Here is a 17,093-nt window from a genome sequence, read left to right as displayed (position 1 = left end):
CAGCTATTTACGACCTCGTACATGTTTCATTAAACGGCGACGTTTACGTTGTTGAGAAGCCGTCAAACTATTCTTACGCCCTTCAAATGGGTTGGCTCCTTCTTTAAATTGAATTCGAATTGGTGACCCCATAATTTTTAACGATCGTCTAAAGTAGTTCATTAAATAGCGCTTATAAGAATCAGGTAAATCTTCAACTTGATTACCATGAATCACCACAATTGGAGGATTATAGCCACCCGCATGTGCATATTTTAATTTAACGCGACGCCCTCGAACCAAAGGTGGCTGATGATCGTCTTGCGCCATTTGCATAATCTTGGTTAATAAAGCGGTATTAACTCGGCGCGTTGCACAATCATAGGCTTCTTGAATGGAATCAAATAAATTACCAACGCCACTGCCATGAAGTGCCGAAATAAAGTGTACACGTGCAAAATCAATAAAATCTAACCGATCATCTAACGTTGACTTTACTTGCTCTTTAATATCTTGAGATAAACCATCCCACTTATTAACGGCTATCACAAGTGATCGCCCACTATTAATAATAAAACCAAGTAATGATAAATCCTGATCAGATATACCTTCTCTGGCATCTATAACCAAAATAACAACGTTAGCATCTTCAATTGCTTGTAATGTTTTAATAACTGAAAACTTTTCGACAGTTTCGGTAACCTTTCCGCGTTTACGAACACCTGCGGTATCAATCATGACATATTCACGATCATCACGTGTCATAGGTATATAAATACTGTCACGCGTCGTACCCGGCATATCATAGACAACGACGCGTTCTTCACCTAAAACTCGATTAGTGAGTGTTGACTTACCAACGTTCGGTCTACCAACAATAGCAACTTTGATTGGCTGGTTAATCAGTGACTCAGCATCATCTTCAACATCATCATAAGCATCAAGAAGCTCATCATCGGTAGGCTCATCAGACAAAACCTCATGCTGATCATTTTCAAAATGAAAAATAGGATCTAATACCGTTTCGATTAACACATTAACACCACGACCATGACTTGCTGCAATCGGATGAATGTTACCTAATCCTAAACTATAAAAATCAGAAATAGCGCTATCAGCATCAATACCATCAATTTTATTAGCAACTAAAAATGTTGCTTTTTGACGAGAACGAAGATGTTTAGCAATGGCATGATCAGCAGGCATAGCACCAGCTCTTGCATCAACTAAAAAAAGCACAATATCTGCTTCTTCTATTGCTTGTAAGGATTGTTCAGCCATAAAGCTTTCAACCCCATCCTCGGTGCCATCAATACCACCAGTATCAATGACGATATATTCATGCCCTTTGATCTCTGCGCGCCCATACTTACGGTCACGCGTTAATCCAGGGAAATCAGCTACTAAGGCATCTCGAGTTCGAGTTAATCGATTAAATAAAGTCGACTTTCCAACATTCGGACGACCAACTAGTGCGACAACAGGTATCATATTTATTCTCAATTACTTTATTTTTTTGTGAATGCGTAAATATCACCATTTTTAGCCTGAACAATAATTTTATTATCCACAACTAATGGTTTCGAAATTAATCCACTACTACTGACTTTTGTCTTAGCAACAATTTCGCCATTTTCAACATTCAACCAATATAAATAACCTTCAAAATCACCAAATACAACATAATTCTGGTAGATAACAGGATCTGTTAACTGGCGATGTAAAAGGCTTGTTTGAGTCCAAAGCTCAGCCCCACTGTTCTTAGCAATCGCTTGAACATTATCATTTTGATCAATAACAAATAATTGATGTGTATCAACCGCAAAGTTATGAATAGAGCCAAGTTCTTTGTGCCAAACAGGCTGACCATTACTTAAATCGAGTGCAACAACACTACCATTATAACCAACAGTATAGACTAAATTACCTTCAACTACAGGACTAGAGTCAACATCATTTAGTTTAGCAATTTCAGTAGAGCCTGATGGCTGAGAAATACGTTGCTGCCAAATTAATTGGCCGTCGTTAATATAGTAAGCATTTACTCGACCATTATCATCGCCAACAATGGCTGCACCATGGGCAATCGTTGGTGTAGAGTTACCTCTTAACGACAGTGCAGGAACTTCGAAAGAAACATCCCATAAATTATCACCGGTATCGCGATTAAGACCTTGCAAAATACCACTTGCTGTATGAATAATTAATTTGTCTTGAGAAGATACAGGGCGAGCAAGCACTTCACCTTTTACAGGCTTTTCCCAGACCACTTTACCATCTAAGCGATCTAATGCATATACAACAGCGCGCTCACTACCTACATAGACATATTTATCATCGGCACTTACGCCCCCTGAAAATAGTGCGGTTTTACTACTAAAAAGGGTGCTTTGAGATAAATTTACATCCCATATAGTATTACCGCTAGCTAAATCAATGGCTTTAACTTGTCCACTACGACTGGCGACGTAAATAGCATTATCATAATTACTTGGTCCTAATAATGAGTAAATATGAGTATTGCCAGCCGTACTATTTTTCCACACTTGTTGGATAGAAAATTGGTTATCCACTTTCGGTGAAGGTGAAATTTGAACAATTTCTTCTTCCCCACCGAATAAAGAGCACCCAGCAAGTGAAAACATTAAAACACCAGTAAAAAGATATTTTGATAACTTCATTGTATAGCCCCTTATCGCAGGATAATTAATTTTTATTTTCGTCAGTTACAGCTTGTTTTGCCTTAGCTTCTTGTTCTGCCTTTTCTTTAGCTGCTTGGGCTTCTTGTTCAACTTGTTGTTTTGATTGCAAATATTCAGTTTGATTCAACTTCATTTTAATATTTCCTTCTAAATCTTTGGTTGGATTAGAAGTTAGAGCAACGTTATAAGCGTTAACTGCGTCTGCATAACGCATCATTTTAACTAACACATCACCACGGATATCATTAACAACAGCTCCCCAACTTTCGCTTGTTACATTGCTTAACGATGTTAAACTGTCTTGATATTGACCTTGTTGGTACTGTAAGCGTGCAATACGAATATGGGTAATGGTTCTGACAGGCTCTGAATCGGTTTTCTTTAATACATCAGATAATAATGCTTGTGCACCAGGGTAATCTTTTAATACTTCAACATAAAATTTTGCAGCGCGTAAATTCGCAAACACACTATAAATAGTATCGTCATCTTTCGCAAAAGAAACCAATTCATTAACTGAATCTGGCTTATTATCATCTAATTGAGTAAGTAATTGCTCATATTTATCTGATGATTCTATCGCTTTTTCAGCTTTACAAGATTGCCAATAACGCCAGCCATAAAAAGCGAATAATCCGATCACAAGAACCGCAACCATAATTTTCCATGTTTTAGCAAAAAAGCCCTTTATCTCTTCAAGTTGTTCTTCACTCGATAATTGATGACTCACGTTTTTCTCCTATTTTTTACTTAATTGACAAGCAAGTTTGAACTACGTCTTTTTGTGCAACTTCAACTTGTTCGCCTGTTTGTAAATTTTTAATCATTACTGAATGATTAGCTAGTTCATTTTCACCAATGATAACAGCTATTTTAGCACCTAACCTATCGGCTTTAGCAAATTGTTTCTTAAAATTACTACTACCGTAATTTGTCATAATTCGCCAATCAGGTAGACCATCACGCAACAGCTCAGCAACACTCTGTGTGGCTGCAATTGTCTTCTCATCACCAGATGATATCATATAAATATCAATCGAATTATCGCAATTTAATGTTGGATTAACCGCCTGAACTAATAACACTAAACGCTCAACGCCCATGGCAAAACCAACAGCTGGTGTTGGTTGACCACCCAGTTGACTGACCAGACCATCATAACGACCACCACCACAAACGGTACCTTGAGCACCTAAACTGCTTGTGACCCACTCAAAAACAGTACGATTATAATAATCTAACCCACGAACTAATCTTTGATTAATATTGTATTTGATTCCAGCATTATCCAATAATCGACATAAACCTTCAAAGTGAATTTTGGACTCTTCATCTATATAATCAAATAGTTGAGGAGCTTGGTTTAGTAGCTCTTGTACCACTGGATTTTTTGAATCAAGTACGCGTAATGGATTAGTATACATTCTACGCACACAGTCTTCATCCAATTTATCTTTATATTGTTCAAGAAAAGCAACGAGTGCATTTCGATAATTGGCTCTGGCTTCTAACGAACCAATTGAGTTAAGCTCAAGAGAAGTATATTGTTCAATACCAAGCGCTTTCCAAAAACGAGCTGTTAATAAAATAAGCTCCGCATCAATGTTTGGACCCTCTAGTCCAAATACTTCTACACCAAATTGATGAAATTGGCGATAACGTCCTTTTTGAGGTTTTTCATAACGAAAAGCTGGTCCTAAATACCAAAGGCGTTGCTCTTGATTGTAAAAAAGACCATGCTCAATCCCCGCACGAACACAACCTGCGGTGAGTTCTGGGCGCAGCGTTATACTTTCATCATTACGATCGTTAAAAGTATACATCTCTTTTTCAACAATATCAGTGACTTCACCAACAGCTCGCTTAAATAGTGCCGTATCTTCAACAATCGGTGTTCTAATTTCGTTATAACCATAGCTATTTAATACGCCTTTGACAATTTTTTCAATTTGTTGCCAACTTGCACTATCTGTTGGAAGTAAGTCGTTCATTCCTCGTATTGATTGGATCTTTTTCTCAGTCATTTATTTATTCGCTATTTAGTAAAATTATAATTCAGTTGCTGCAATTCTATTTTTCAACATGGATGCTTTAGCACGAATTTTAGCTTCTAATTCATCAATCATCTGTTCATTATTGATACGGCCAATACGCACACCATCTTCATAAAAACCACTTTTGTTATGACCGCCAGCAACTCCCATAGTTGAAGCTAATGCTTCCCCTGGACCATTGACCACACAACCAATAATAGATACATCCATTGGTGTAATAATGTCTTCCAATCGCTGTTCTAGTATATTGACTGTATTAATCACATCAAACTCTTGGCGAGAACAGGTTGGGCATGCAATAAAATTAATACCCCGAGACCGTATACGCAGTGATTTTAATATATCAAAACCAACTTTAACTTCCTCAACAGGATCTGCGGCTAAAGATACTCGGAGCGTATCGCCGATGCCTTCTGATAACAATAACCCTAATCCAATCGCCGATTTAATAGCACCACTACGCACGCCACCGGCTTCAGTTATACCTAAATGTAATGGTTGCTTAATTTGCTTCGCTAACAATCGATAAGCATCCACTGCAGTAAATACATCTGAAGCTTTTACACTCACTTTAAACTGATCAAAATTAAACCTATCAAGTATATCAACATGGCGCATTGCTGACTCAACTATCGCTTTTGGTGTTGGTTCCCCATATTTCTCTTGAATATCTTTTTCCAGCGAACCCGAATTAACACCAATGCGTATAGGAATATTTTTATCTTTGGCACAATCAACAACAGCCCTAATTCTTGACTCATTACCAATATTACCAGGGTTAATTCTCAAACAATCAACACCATATTCCGCCACTTTTAAAGCAATACGATAATCAAAATGAATATCAGCAATGAGCGGAACTTTGGATTGTTGTTTAATAAATTTAAATGCCTCTGCTGCATCCATCGTTGGAATGGAAACGCGCACAATATCCACACCAACACGCTCAAGCGCTTGAATTTGGGCTACGGTTTTTTCTACATCAGTGGTGCGAGTATTTGTCATCGATTGAACCGCAATTGGCGCTCCGCAACCAATAGGGACATTACCGACATAAATTCGGGTAGATTCTCGTCTAAAAATTGGCGAATCTTGATGGCTCATACACTCTTAACTATATTACAAAATAACTAGCCAGCAATCTTAACAAGATTTAAGACAAATGTCTGTATGAGAATAAGAAAATTTGCTAACTATTAACACGAGTAGATGGGGATGGTGAAATATAATGGCTTACTTCAATAAGGTTATTTTTACTTTCTTTATTCACATAATATAACGTTATACCGAGAGCACAAAAAAGAATAAATAAGGCAATAAAAATAAAGGGGAGCTTTCCTGGCTTTTTAGTTATAAATGCTTGCGTTTGGTATTTCTTTTGCTGAGATTGAGATTGTTGGGTTAACTCATCAATATAAGGTTGATACTGATCAACAGGTAAACCGACAATATCGGCATAAGATCGAATATAACCTTTTACAAAAACAAGAGGGGCGTGAGGCAATTGGTCTTTTTCGATATCAGCAACTACCGTTTTCCGCACATGAATTTTATTGGCAATATCATCTTGAGTTAATCCCATTTGTTCTCGTAAATCAGTGAGCATCACTCCTAGTGAAATATTGTCCATTATCCCCTCATAAACTTAATACTAACCGCTGTAAAACACCTTCTTTACATATTCTACAACTAATCAATTTTTTTTGCATTAAACCATTGTGTTGGTTTTTCAATTTCATGTTGTGCTGCCACTAATTGTAACTCATACTCATCTTGTCTTAACGTTTCAAGCATAACAGCATAGACAGCTGAAGTAGTATGTTCTAAGGCTTCAACCAATGATTTCCCCAGTAAAATATTAGCTAAAAATAACCCGCTAGTCATATCGCCAACACCAACTGGTTGCCTTACGCCAAAATCAACTAATGGACGATCAATATGCCATGCTTCGTCTTTAGTTACAAGCAACATTTCAAAACGATCATTTTTATAGCCAGCTCTGCTTAAATGTTTAACTAAAATAGCTTTAGGTCCTTTTTTGCATAGCTCACGACAAGCTAAAATTGCTTCGTCAACATTATTAATCCGTTGTTTGCCATTTAGCTCTTCAAGTTCTAAGATATTGGGTGCCATCATATCTGCCATAGGCAGTGCTGTATTGCATAAAAATTCAGATACCCCAGGAGCAACAAAGCATCCTTTTTCTGGATGTCCCATTACAGGATCGCAAAGATAGATGGCATCAGGGTTGACAGCTTTTACTTTTTTAACTATTTCAATAATGGCATTACCTTGCTCTGGCGAGCCCATATAACCACTTAACACAGCATTACAACGTTTTAATTCATCAATCTCATTGATCCCATCGGCAATCTCGGTTAAATGAGACGCCGACATTACCGTTCCAGTCCATTGGCGATATTGAGTATGATTAGAAAATTGTACGGTGTTTAAAGGCCAAACATTGACACCTAATCGACGAATAGGAAACTCAGCTGCACTATTTCCAGCATGACCAAATACCACATGAGACTGAATCGATAAAATATTTTTCATGAAATTAGCTCCAAATTAACAAGCAGTAATATTTTTTACCACGACGAAGTAAAGTATAACGATTAAAGAGCTTATCGCTATCAGCAAAACGGTAATCTGTTGTTGTATTACGTTCACCATTAATAGAAATAGCATTAGATTCAATCATCGTTCTTGCCTGCCCTCTTGAAGGAGCAAACTGTGCATTAACGATCGCTTGTTGTAAATCAACTTCCGAATCAACGGCTAGCGTTGGCATACCGTCTTGAGCTAATTGTTCAAAATCAGCTTCTGATAGGTCAGCTAATTTACCAGAAAATAAACTGTCTGTAATACGTTTTGCCGCAACCAGACCCTCTTCACCATGAACAAGGCGCGTAACTTGTTCAGCAAGCACATATTGAGCTCTTGGCGCAACACCGCTATTTTTATCTTCTTCTTCCAATGCATCAATTTCACTTAATGGCATAAATGTAAAGAATTTTAAGAATCGATACACATCAGCATCTGCCGTATTGATCCAGAACTGATAGAATTTATAAGGGCTTGTCTTTTTCGGATCTAACCATACTGCACCACTTTCTGTTTTACCAAATTTGGTACCATCTGATTTAGTGATTAGCGGTACAGTCAAACCATAAACCTGTTTTTGATGTAAGCGACGGGTTAAATCGATACCAGCAGTAATATTACCCCACTGATCAGAACCACCAATTTGTAAAACAACATCATGCGATTTATTCAAACAAGCAAAATCATAAGATTGTAATAAACTATAAGAAAATTCAGTAAATGAGATCCCCGCCTCATCGCGATCAATACGTTGTTTAACTGATTCTTTATTGATCATCGCATTAACCGAGAAGTACTTGCCAATGTCACGTAAAAAGGTCAGTACATTCATACCACTAAACCAATCATAGTTATTGGCAACAATGGCTGCATTTTCACCACAATTAAAATCAAGAAATGGAGAAACTTGCTGTTTAATTTTTTCACTCCATTCAACCACTGTTTCTTCAGTATTAAGTTTACGTTCAACCGCTTTAAAACTTGGATCACCAATTAATCCTGTTGCCCCACCGACTAAAGCTACAGGCTTATGGCCTGCTAACTGAAATCGTTTTAAACAAAGTAATGGGACTAAATGGCCGAGGTGTAAACTATCTGCAGTTGGATCAAAACCACAATAAAGCGCAATTGAATTTTGCTCAATTTGTTCTACTAGCGCTTTTTCATCGGTAAGTTGAGCAATCAGCCCACGTTCCTGTAGTTGTTTGATCACATTTTTTGTCATGATATTTTACCTATTAAATTTATTACGTTTATATTCTAGTTTAAATAAAATGTTATTCTGTTTTGTTATGATAACGTTTATACGCTTGTTTGAAATGATCTTCCACTATATTGTTAGGTTTTTTATCAATAAGACTAACAATAATAATTGCTATAGAAGAAAAAACAAACCCAGGAATAAGTGAATAAAGATTAAACCAATTAAAATTAATCCATAGCAATACCGTTACAGCACCTGTTATCATTCCAGCTAGAGCACCATTACGAGTCATACGAGACCAAAAAACAGAAAATATGATTATAGGTCCAAATGCCGCACCAAATCCAGCCCAAGCGTGACTCACTAAATCAAGTACGCTATTATTTGGATTAATGGCTAATAAAATAGCAATAACTGAAACTAACAACACCATAATACGACCAACCCAAACAAGTTCTTTTTGTTTTGCTTTCGGTCTAAAAAATGCACGATAAAAATCTTCTGTTAGTGCACTTGAACAAACCAGCAATTGGCAACTTAATGTACTCATTACTGCCGCTAAAATAGCCGCTAGCAAAATACCAGCAATCCAAGGATTAAAAAGCAACTTAGATAGCTCAATAAAAATACGTTCATGTTTACCATTATTAATCAAATAAGCTAAATCTGGATGATGAGCAAAAAAGGCAATACCAAAAAAGCCAACGGTAATTGCACCACCTAAGCATAAAACCATCCAAGTCATACTAATTCTACGCGCGTTTCTCATAACTTCATGAGAATCAGCCGCCATAAACCTAGCTAAAATATGAGGTTGACCAAAATAACCAAGCCCCCAACCTAATAAGGAAATAACAGAAATAAAATCCATATGAGCCAATAAATTGGTATAATCAGGGTTAAGTGATTCAATATATACCATTGCATCAGAAAAACCACCTGCATTTACCATAACCATAATTGGCGTTAAGATAAGGGCGAACATCATCAAACTAGCCTGAATGGTATCTGTCCAACTTACTGCTAAAAAACCACCAATAAAGGTATAGATAATTGTTGCACCAGCACCAGCTAACATAGCCCAGCCGTAACTCATACCAAATGTACTTTCAAATAACTTTGCTCCAGCAACCACACCCGAAGCACAATAAATGGTAAAAAAGATAAGAATAATCAAAGCTGAAATAATGCGAAGCAAAGAACTTTTATCATCAAATCGCCGCGCAAAATAATCAGGTAATGTTAAAGAGTTATGATTGACTTCAGTAAAAACACGCAATCGCCCAGCAATCAATAACCAATTGAGGTATGCGCCAATGATAAGTCCAATGGCAATCCAACTTTGAGAAATACCAAACAAAAAAACCGCACCTGGTAACCCCATCAGCAACCAGCCACTCATATCAGATGCACCCGCCGAAAGCGCAGTCACAACACTACCAATACGACGCCCACCTAAAATATAGTCACCAAAATTCTGCGTTGATCGAAACGCAAAATAGCCAATCGCAATCATTCCTAAAATGTACACAGCAAAGGTAACAATCATGGGTAAGGACATATTAAAAAAAACCTTATTTGATGAAATTAAAAAGAGTCGGCTAGCTTACCATAAAATCAGCATGCTAAAAAGACAGTGATGATGAATGTAAATACGCAAATAAATAAAACCGATATAATTTTTCAAATAAATTCAACTCACAATCTGTAATTTCGTACACTATCAATTAGTACACTACCAATTTTATTGTTTATAACTCTAGAAAAACTAACAATGACCTACAGATAAACAATAAATAAAAGTATATAATATGTCTAAATAACTTTTAATATCATTATTTCGTGAAACAATTAACCCGAATCCAAATTTTAGAAAGACTAAAGGATCATATTAAAGATCCAACAACAGAGCTAATTTATCAAACACCTTTTGAGCTACTAATCGCCGTTGTGCTTTCAGCACAAGCAACTGATGTGAGTGTAAACAAAGCCACTAAACCCTTGTTTGCTGTTGCCAATACTGCTGAGCAAATTTTGGCGCTTGGTATTGATAAATTAAAAAGTTATATCCGCACTATTGGGCTATATAATAGTAAGGCTGAGAATATTATAAAAACATGCCAAATTTTAGTTAATAAATATCAAGGCGAAGTGCCAGAAGATTTTAATTCGCTTATTGAACTGCCTGGCGTTGGACGAAAAACGGCTAACGTTGTCTTAAATACAGCCTTTGGCTGGCCAACTATTGCCGTTGATACTCATATATTTCGAGTCAGCAACCGCACTGGTTTTGCACCTGGAAAAACAGTTGAGGCTGTTGAAGAAAAATTGCTGAAAGTTGTACCTAAAGAGTACAAAATCAATTGCCACCATTGGCTAATTTTGCATGGCCGTTATACCTGTATTGCGCGTAAGCCTCGGTGCGGTTCTTGTGTGATTGAAGATTTATGCGAATTTAAAGAAAAAATTTACCCAGAGTGAGAATCATGCTAAATAAATTTAAATTAGATCATGAAGATATCGACTTATTTAAAAACAGTATTGGTAATATCAAAAAGATTAAGCAAGATACCGTTATTCATAAACCGATAAAACGCTCACAAAAAACGGTAGAAACAAAAAAATTACAACATGAAAAAGATCATGCTGAATTTTACTTTTCCGATAATTACCAACCATTATTGCAAGAAGATCCTATCCGCTATAGCAGAGAAAATGCTGATCCTTACGAAGTAAAAAAATTGCGCCGTGGATTTTATAATCCAGAATTCTTTTTAGACTTGCACGGGCTTACTCAACAAGAAGCTAAAAAAGAAATTGCAGCCCTTATCGCTGCATGTTTAAGAGAAAGAGCGCATTGTGCGTGTATTATGTATGGTCATGGTAAAAATATACTAAAAAAACAAACACCACTGTGGCTTGCACAACATCCACGTATTATCTGTTTTCATCAAGCCCCCAAAGAGTTTGGTGGTAGTGCTGCATTATTGATTTTATTTGATATTAATGAATTAACAAATATTTAAAATAACATATATCTCATCGATATATTCAAAAATATTCAATCATATTATTTCATAATATTTATTGTTATACGACTCACAACATATAGCTAACAAAGCAATCATTGTTGTCGAACAAAATATTGACGTTGTCGCATAAAATATATCTTTGTTACACTCATTTTTCATAGCAAAAAATATCCGTATAAAATGGATGACTAAATATTCAACATAATGGAAAAACAAAAAAATCATATGATAGAGATAAATAGGTATAGAGAGGTTAGGAAAAATGTTAAAGTGCAATACCCAAAATTATTTAGCAATAAATTAGAAAAGAAAACTAATTTTAATATTGGGTTGATTACCACTAAACTGCTATCTGTAAAATAAAAAAGCCAGCTTAATTAAGCTGGCAAACATTGGAAGCAATGTGAGCAATGTCATACTTTCCAGAAGCCTTTCTACGCTCTAACAAAGTACGAATTAATGATAATGATAATGATTATCATTATTAAAATCAAGCGTTTTTTTGACTACTTCTAGTTACATAGCAATAAATTTATTATTCTCTTATTTTATAAATAATAAATTTACAGTTGCTCAATACAAAAAAATAAAGCAGAAGCTTTCCCTTCTGCTTTTATAATACGATTTCACGCAATGAATAAATTATTTTAGATTAAGACAATCATCCTTATTATTTTTGATAAATAAACTCAACACCCTCTTCATCGCTTTCGTCCCAATCCTCAAATTCTTCATCATCATCAAAAGCTTCATCCATTACTTGTTGATGATAATCATCCCACATAAACTCCACTTTTTCTGGCGATGATTCTGCCTGCTCGGTTTCACGTGGATGTGCATTAATATATTCCATTAAATCCCAGCATAAAGCCTTTACACCTTCGTGGTTAATTGCAGAAATAGTATAATATTTATCTTGCCAACCAAGTGCCTTAGCAATTTCAGCCGCTCTCTCAGCCCCCTCTTCAGCACCTAATACATCCATTTTATTAAACACTAACCAACGCGGTTTATTAGCTAGTTTTTCACTATACTGATGTAGTTCTTGGATAATGACTTTTGCATTCTCGATCGGATCAGAGCCATCAATTGGTGCGATATCAATTAAATGTACTAACACTCGGCAACGTTCAAGATGTTTTAAGAAACGAATACCAAGCCCTGCTCCATCAGATGCACCTTCTATCAATCCGGGAATGTCAGCAACAACAAAACTCTGTTCGTTATCCATTCTAACCACACCCAAGCTAGGTACTAATGTTGTAAATGGGTAATCCGCTACCTTTGGCTTGGCTGCTGAAACAGCACGAATAAACGTTGATTTACCCGCATTAGGTAAGCCTAACATCCCCACATCAGCAAGTAATAATAACTCTAATAACACATCGCGTTTTTCGCCTGGCGTACCGTCCGTTTTTTGCCTTGGCGCACGATTTACTGATGATTTAAAACGTGCATTTCCTAGGCCATGAAAGCCACCTTTAGCAACCAATACTTTTTGTTGGTGATGCGTTAAATCGCCAATAACTTCACCAGTATATTTATCCGTAATTCGCGTTCCTACAGGCACTTTAACAGTGATATCTCGACCTCGTTTACCGGTACAATCAGAACCTTGCCCATTTTGACCACGTTCAGCACGGTAATTTTTTTCAAACTGAAAATCAACAAGTGTATTCAAATTCTCATCAGCAATAAAAAATACATCACCACCATCACCACCATCACCACCGTCAGGGCCACCTTTAGGTATATATTTTTCTCGGCGAAAACCAACACAACCATTTCCACCATCTCCAGCTTCGACTCGAATTGAAGCTTCATCTACAAATTTCATTATTCTTCCCCTTTATTGCGGTTAATTAGCCAGCCTTTTCTTGGATGCCAAATATAATGCCCAATGGTCGCAAACATTGCGCCCGCAACAACAGACACTGCGCCAATATAACCTAAAATATTTAAATATTGCATAGCAAACTTTTCAGGCCAAATTAATGCAAACAGATCTGAAAAGACAAGTGCAAATAATGGCGTTAGGGTTGTTATAGCACTAACTTGTGCCGCTTGCCACCGCTCCATTGCCATCACTAACGCACCATATGCAATGATAGTATTTAAACCACAAAATATAATTGCAAAAAGTTGCGTTGCATCAGCATTTGCAATCCTGCTTGGTGAAGTAAATGGCATTAAAAACACGGTACAAATAAGGTAAATTAACCAAAGTAGCTGTTCTGCACGTAATTTACGTAATAACACCTTTTGAGCAAGTGCATAGCAAGCCCATGAGACCGAAGCAAGTAAACCAAGCCAAACCCCTATACCATACGAAGACATATTAGAAAACAGATCTGCAATATTTTTATTAAAAAATAGCCCTAACCCAATTAGTAAGACTAAAATACCAATGATCTGAGTTGGTCTTAGTCGCTCTTTAAAAATTAAAGCGCTTGACACCATAAATATCACAATGCCAGTTTGCCCAACAACTTGGGCTGTTGTGGCTGAAAGGTATTGAACTGCACTAGCAAATAAAGCAAAATTACCCAGCAATCCAAATCCAGCAATTATCAATAAAATAAAGCGACGGCGTTTTTTAAACATCATTAAACTAGGAAATTGCTTTTTGTAAGCCAACCAAATGGTAATCCCAAGCGCTGAAATAGCTAACCTAGACCAGGCTAATGTCAAGGGATCAACAACCACTAGTGCATATTTCATTGCAACTGGCACAATACCCCACATCACCGCAGTTAACATGGCAAGTGCAAAACCTAATTTAACATTTTGCTGTTTTATCATATCGCTATCGATTTTATATGCGTTTAAAGAAAAGAAAAAAGCCCCACAATAACTGTGAGGCTTTTATAACTTTTGACCCGCTATTAAGTTAGCTATTTGCAACTACGCTAACATAACGACGGTTTTTAGGTCCTTTAACTTCAAATTTTACTTGCCCATCAATTAAGGCAAATAGAGTATGATCGCGACCACAACCTACATTGGTACCTGGATGAAATTGAGTTCCGCGTTGACGAACTAAAATATTACCCGCAAGAACTTCTTGACTACCATAACGTTTAACACCTAAACGTTTACTTTGGGAATCACGACCATTACGTGATGAACCACCAGCCTTCTTATGTGCCATTGTGCGATACTCCTATTAAGCGATTGCAGTGATCTTCACATCAGTGAACCACTGACGGTGACCTTGTTGTTTACGATAGTGTTTACGACGACGGAATTTAACAATTTTCACTTTGTCACCACGACCGTGCTCAACAATTTCTGCTTTAATTGTTGCACCTTCAACAAACGGAGCACCAACTTTGATGTCTTCACCATTTGCTACCATTAAAACTTTATCGAAAACAACTTCTGAACCTGTTTCGACTTCAATTTTTTCCAAGCGAACGACTTGCCCTTCGCTAACTCGGTGTTGCTTACCACCACTTTGGAAAACTGCGTACATACTTAACTCCGCAATAAAAAGCAGACGATTACTTGATTAAACATATATGTCTGCATTGATTAATCTTATAGGGCGTGAATTTTACGCAAAATTTATGCTTGTTGCAAGCGCTGTTTACCAAAAGATCGCAAAAAGTTACAAAAAAGATCAGCGGTACACTTTTTTCAAGCTACAATAATCATAAATTATTAGTTACCCAAAACAAATTATAAAATAATGATGAGTGCTTATACACCGAAAAGAAAAATTGGCCACACCGCATCAATTATTAACCGTTTAACGCTATTATTGTTTTTTTTAGGGATGATTGCTTTAGTCGCATTATCGTTTTCAATTCAGGTAGCCAACGATGCCAAAGGTGGCGCATACATGGTAAATCAATTGGGGCTACTGAGAATGAAAAACTACCAATTGCTTACTATGATTCCACTGAACGAAAAAGACTATGTCCGTTTAAATATATTTAGTGATATTGCTTCATCACAACCGCATTTAATGCTTTTACAACGTTATGACTTAATGAATGAATTTAATCAATTACAACTTGATTGGAATACTCACATTGCCATTAAAATACAGCAAGCAAAAAAATTGAATGAGATAAAAACTGACATTGAAAACTATGTGACTCGTATCAACCATTTGGTGCATAAGATTGATCAAAAAACCGAAAGTAAAATTTACTATATTTCTCAATTACAACAATTATTTATTGCCATTATTGTCTGTTTTTTAATTGTTCAAATTTATTACTTGCGTTATTACCTGCTTGCACCATGGCAAAAGCTACTAGATATGGCTGAAGCTATTACAAATCACAATTTTAAAGAACGTTTTAATATTAGAACCCCAAAAAATGAGTTTGATTTACTAGGGCTGGCTTTTAATCGGATGTCAGAGCAGATCGAATCACAATATTTATTGCTAGAACAACAAGTTGCTGAAAAAACAGCCAGGCTACAACAAACCAATAAAATCGTTTCATTTCAATACCAAGCAACGAAGCAACTACATACTTCAGAGCCATTATGTGCCCGTTTTTTAAAAATCCTACGTCAATTAGAAGAGTTAGTGCCATTAACTCACTTTCAAATTCGCTTTTATGAATCCGATGATCCTGAGCATTATCAACAAGCCAGTTACGATAACGAGCAAAAATTACCTTATTGCCAAAGCCCTAAATGCAATGCATGTTTAATCTCGTCCAAGCATGGTTCCGAAAAAAACCTTCAACGCCATTGGTATCTTCAAGAAAACGGAGAAAAATATGGGATATTATTTGCTTTGCAACCAACGGGATTAATATTAACCGATGAGCAAGAAAGCTTAATTATGGGGCTCATTGAGCAAATGACTACAGCAATGAAGCTAGAGAGAAAAATAGAACAACAGAAACAATATTTATTAATGAAAGAACGCTCTGCTATGGCCAGAGAACTGCATGATTCGATAGCACAATCACTTTCTTGTTTAAAAATACACCTTAGTTGCTTACAAATGCAATCAGATCTCACATCGCAAAGCAGTATTGATTTATTGGCAACCATGCGTAAAGAGATCAATCTTACCTATTCACAATTAAGAGAACTTATTACCTCTTTCCGTTTACGTCTCAATCGCACAGGCTTTTATGCAAGTTTAATCGAACTCATTGAAGAGTTTAACCAAAAATTACAATTCAATATTCAATTTGAATACCAATTACCACTTAATATTATTAATAGTAAATATGCATTTCATTTATTACAGATTATTCGAGAAGGGCTAAATAATATATACAAACATGCAAAAGCCACACAAGTCGCTGTCAATTTAAAAATGAATGATGATCAAATTGTTTCTGTTTGTATTGAAGATAATGGTATTGGTTTACAAAACAATATTAAACAGGATAATCGTTATGGACTAATTATTATGCGTGATAGGGTTGAAATACTAAATGGCAATTTATCAATCAACAGCAAACCTCATGTAGGAACACAAATTATGGTAGCATTTAAAGCAAACAAAACCATTCCATTAAAAAAAATAGATGAGTAA

Annotated in this window: 16 protein-coding genes; 3 read left to right on the top strand and 13 right to left on the bottom strand. The window is 36.2% G+C overall.

From position 1 onward, the window contains the following. Positions 1-3: 3 nt before the first annotated feature. The 9 genes from der to putP form a co-directional block, all read right to left on the bottom strand. Positions 4-1,470 (bottom strand): ribosome biogenesis GTPase Der, encoded by a 1,467-nt coding sequence (gene der, locus A9G28_RS02885; protein WP_065568407.1) that lies wholly within the window; start codon positions 1,468-1,470, stop codon positions 4-6. A 17-nt stretch (positions 1,471-1,487) separates the two neighbouring features. Next, positions 1,488-2,660, bottom strand: coding sequence for an outer membrane protein assembly factor BamB (gene bamB, locus A9G28_RS02880; RefSeq protein WP_065579713.1), 1,173 nt, complete (start codon positions 2,658-2,660; stop codon positions 1,488-1,490). Positions 2,661-2,685: 25 nt separating this feature from the next. Further along, the gene (locus A9G28_RS02875) at positions 2,686-3,411 is read right to left on the bottom strand and encodes a YfgM family protein (protein WP_065568409.1); all 726 of its coding nucleotides are present in this window, start codon (positions 3,409-3,411) and stop codon (positions 2,686-2,688) included. Between the two features lie 16 nt (positions 3,412-3,427). After that, positions 3,428-4,705 (bottom strand): histidine--tRNA ligase, encoded by a 1,278-nt coding sequence (gene hisS, locus A9G28_RS02870; protein ID WP_065568410.1) that lies wholly within the window; start codon positions 4,703-4,705, stop codon positions 3,428-3,430. 24 nt (positions 4,706-4,729) lie between these two features. Next, complete coding sequence (ispG, locus tag A9G28_RS02865) at positions 4,730-5,839, bottom strand: flavodoxin-dependent (E)-4-hydroxy-3-methylbut-2-enyl-diphosphate synthase (RefSeq protein WP_065568411.1); 1,110 nt, start codon at positions 5,837-5,839, stop codon at positions 4,730-4,732. Positions 5,840-5,924: 85 nt separating this feature from the next. Next, positions 5,925-6,365, bottom strand: coding sequence for a helix-turn-helix domain-containing protein (locus A9G28_RS02860; protein WP_065579712.1), 441 nt, complete (start codon positions 6,363-6,365; stop codon positions 5,925-5,927). Positions 6,366-6,424: 59 nt separating this feature from the next. Continuing rightward, positions 6,425-7,291: a pyridoxal kinase PdxY gene (gene pdxY / locus A9G28_RS02855; protein WP_065568413.1), complete on the bottom strand. Its 867-nt coding sequence runs from the start codon at positions 7,289-7,291 to the stop codon at positions 6,425-6,427. A gap of 4 nt (positions 7,292-7,295) precedes the next feature. Next, positions 7,296-8,567: a tyrosine--tRNA ligase gene (gene tyrS / locus A9G28_RS02850; protein WP_218057043.1), complete on the bottom strand. Its 1,272-nt coding sequence runs from the start codon at positions 8,565-8,567 to the stop codon at positions 7,296-7,298. A 52-nt stretch (positions 8,568-8,619) separates the two neighbouring features. Then, a complete protein-coding gene (gene putP / locus A9G28_RS02845; protein WP_176700682.1) occupies positions 8,620-10,107 on the bottom strand; it encodes a sodium/proline symporter PutP in 1,488 nt (495 codons plus the stop codon). Between the two features lie 281 nt (positions 10,108-10,388). Here putP and nth point away from each other — a divergent pair, with 281 nt between their 5' ends. Next, positions 10,389-11,027 (top strand): endonuclease III, encoded by a 639-nt coding sequence (gene nth, locus A9G28_RS02840; protein ID WP_065568416.1) that lies wholly within the window; start codon positions 10,389-10,391, stop codon positions 11,025-11,027. A 5-nt stretch (positions 11,028-11,032) separates the two neighbouring features. After that, positions 11,033-11,572: an endonuclease SmrB gene (gene smrB, locus A9G28_RS02835; protein ID WP_065579711.1), complete on the top strand. Its 540-nt coding sequence runs from the start codon at positions 11,033-11,035 to the stop codon at positions 11,570-11,572. Between the two features lie 676 nt (positions 11,573-12,248). Here the strand turns inward: smrB and cgtA are convergent. From cgtA to rplU, 4 genes are all read right to left on the bottom strand, one after another. After that, positions 12,249-13,415 (bottom strand): Obg family GTPase CgtA, encoded by a 1,167-nt coding sequence (cgtA, locus tag A9G28_RS02830; protein ID WP_065568418.1) that lies wholly within the window; start codon positions 13,413-13,415, stop codon positions 12,249-12,251. Then, a complete protein-coding gene (locus tag A9G28_RS02825; protein WP_065579710.1) occupies positions 13,415-14,380 on the bottom strand; it encodes a DMT family transporter in 966 nt (321 codons plus the stop codon). The genes cgtA and A9G28_RS02825 overlap by 1 nt, the downstream gene beginning before the upstream one ends. 88 nt (positions 14,381-14,468) lie before the next feature. After that, entirely contained in the window at positions 14,469-14,729 is a 261-nt protein-coding gene (gene rpmA / locus A9G28_RS02820; protein WP_034915250.1) for a 50S ribosomal protein L27, read from the bottom strand. A gap of 15 nt (positions 14,730-14,744) precedes the next feature. Then, positions 14,745-15,053, bottom strand: coding sequence for a 50S ribosomal protein L21 (gene rplU / locus A9G28_RS02815; protein WP_034948580.1), 309 nt, complete (start codon positions 15,051-15,053; stop codon positions 14,745-14,747). 216 nt (positions 15,054-15,269) lie between these two features. On the opposite strand from rplU, the gene narX reads away from it, so the two are divergent. Then, a complete protein-coding gene (narX, locus tag A9G28_RS02810) occupies positions 15,270-17,093 on the top strand; it encodes a nitrate/nitrite two-component system sensor histidine kinase NarX (RefSeq protein WP_065579709.1) in 1,824 nt (607 codons plus the stop codon).

This window comes from Gilliamella sp. Fer1-1 (assembly GCF_001690825.1).
Classification (GTDB): domain Bacteria; phylum Pseudomonadota; class Gammaproteobacteria; order Enterobacterales; family Orbaceae; genus Gilliamella; species Gilliamella apicola_C.
The sequence above is the reverse complement of the archived record's forward strand: the minus strand, read 5'-3'. Positions and strand labels throughout refer to the sequence as shown.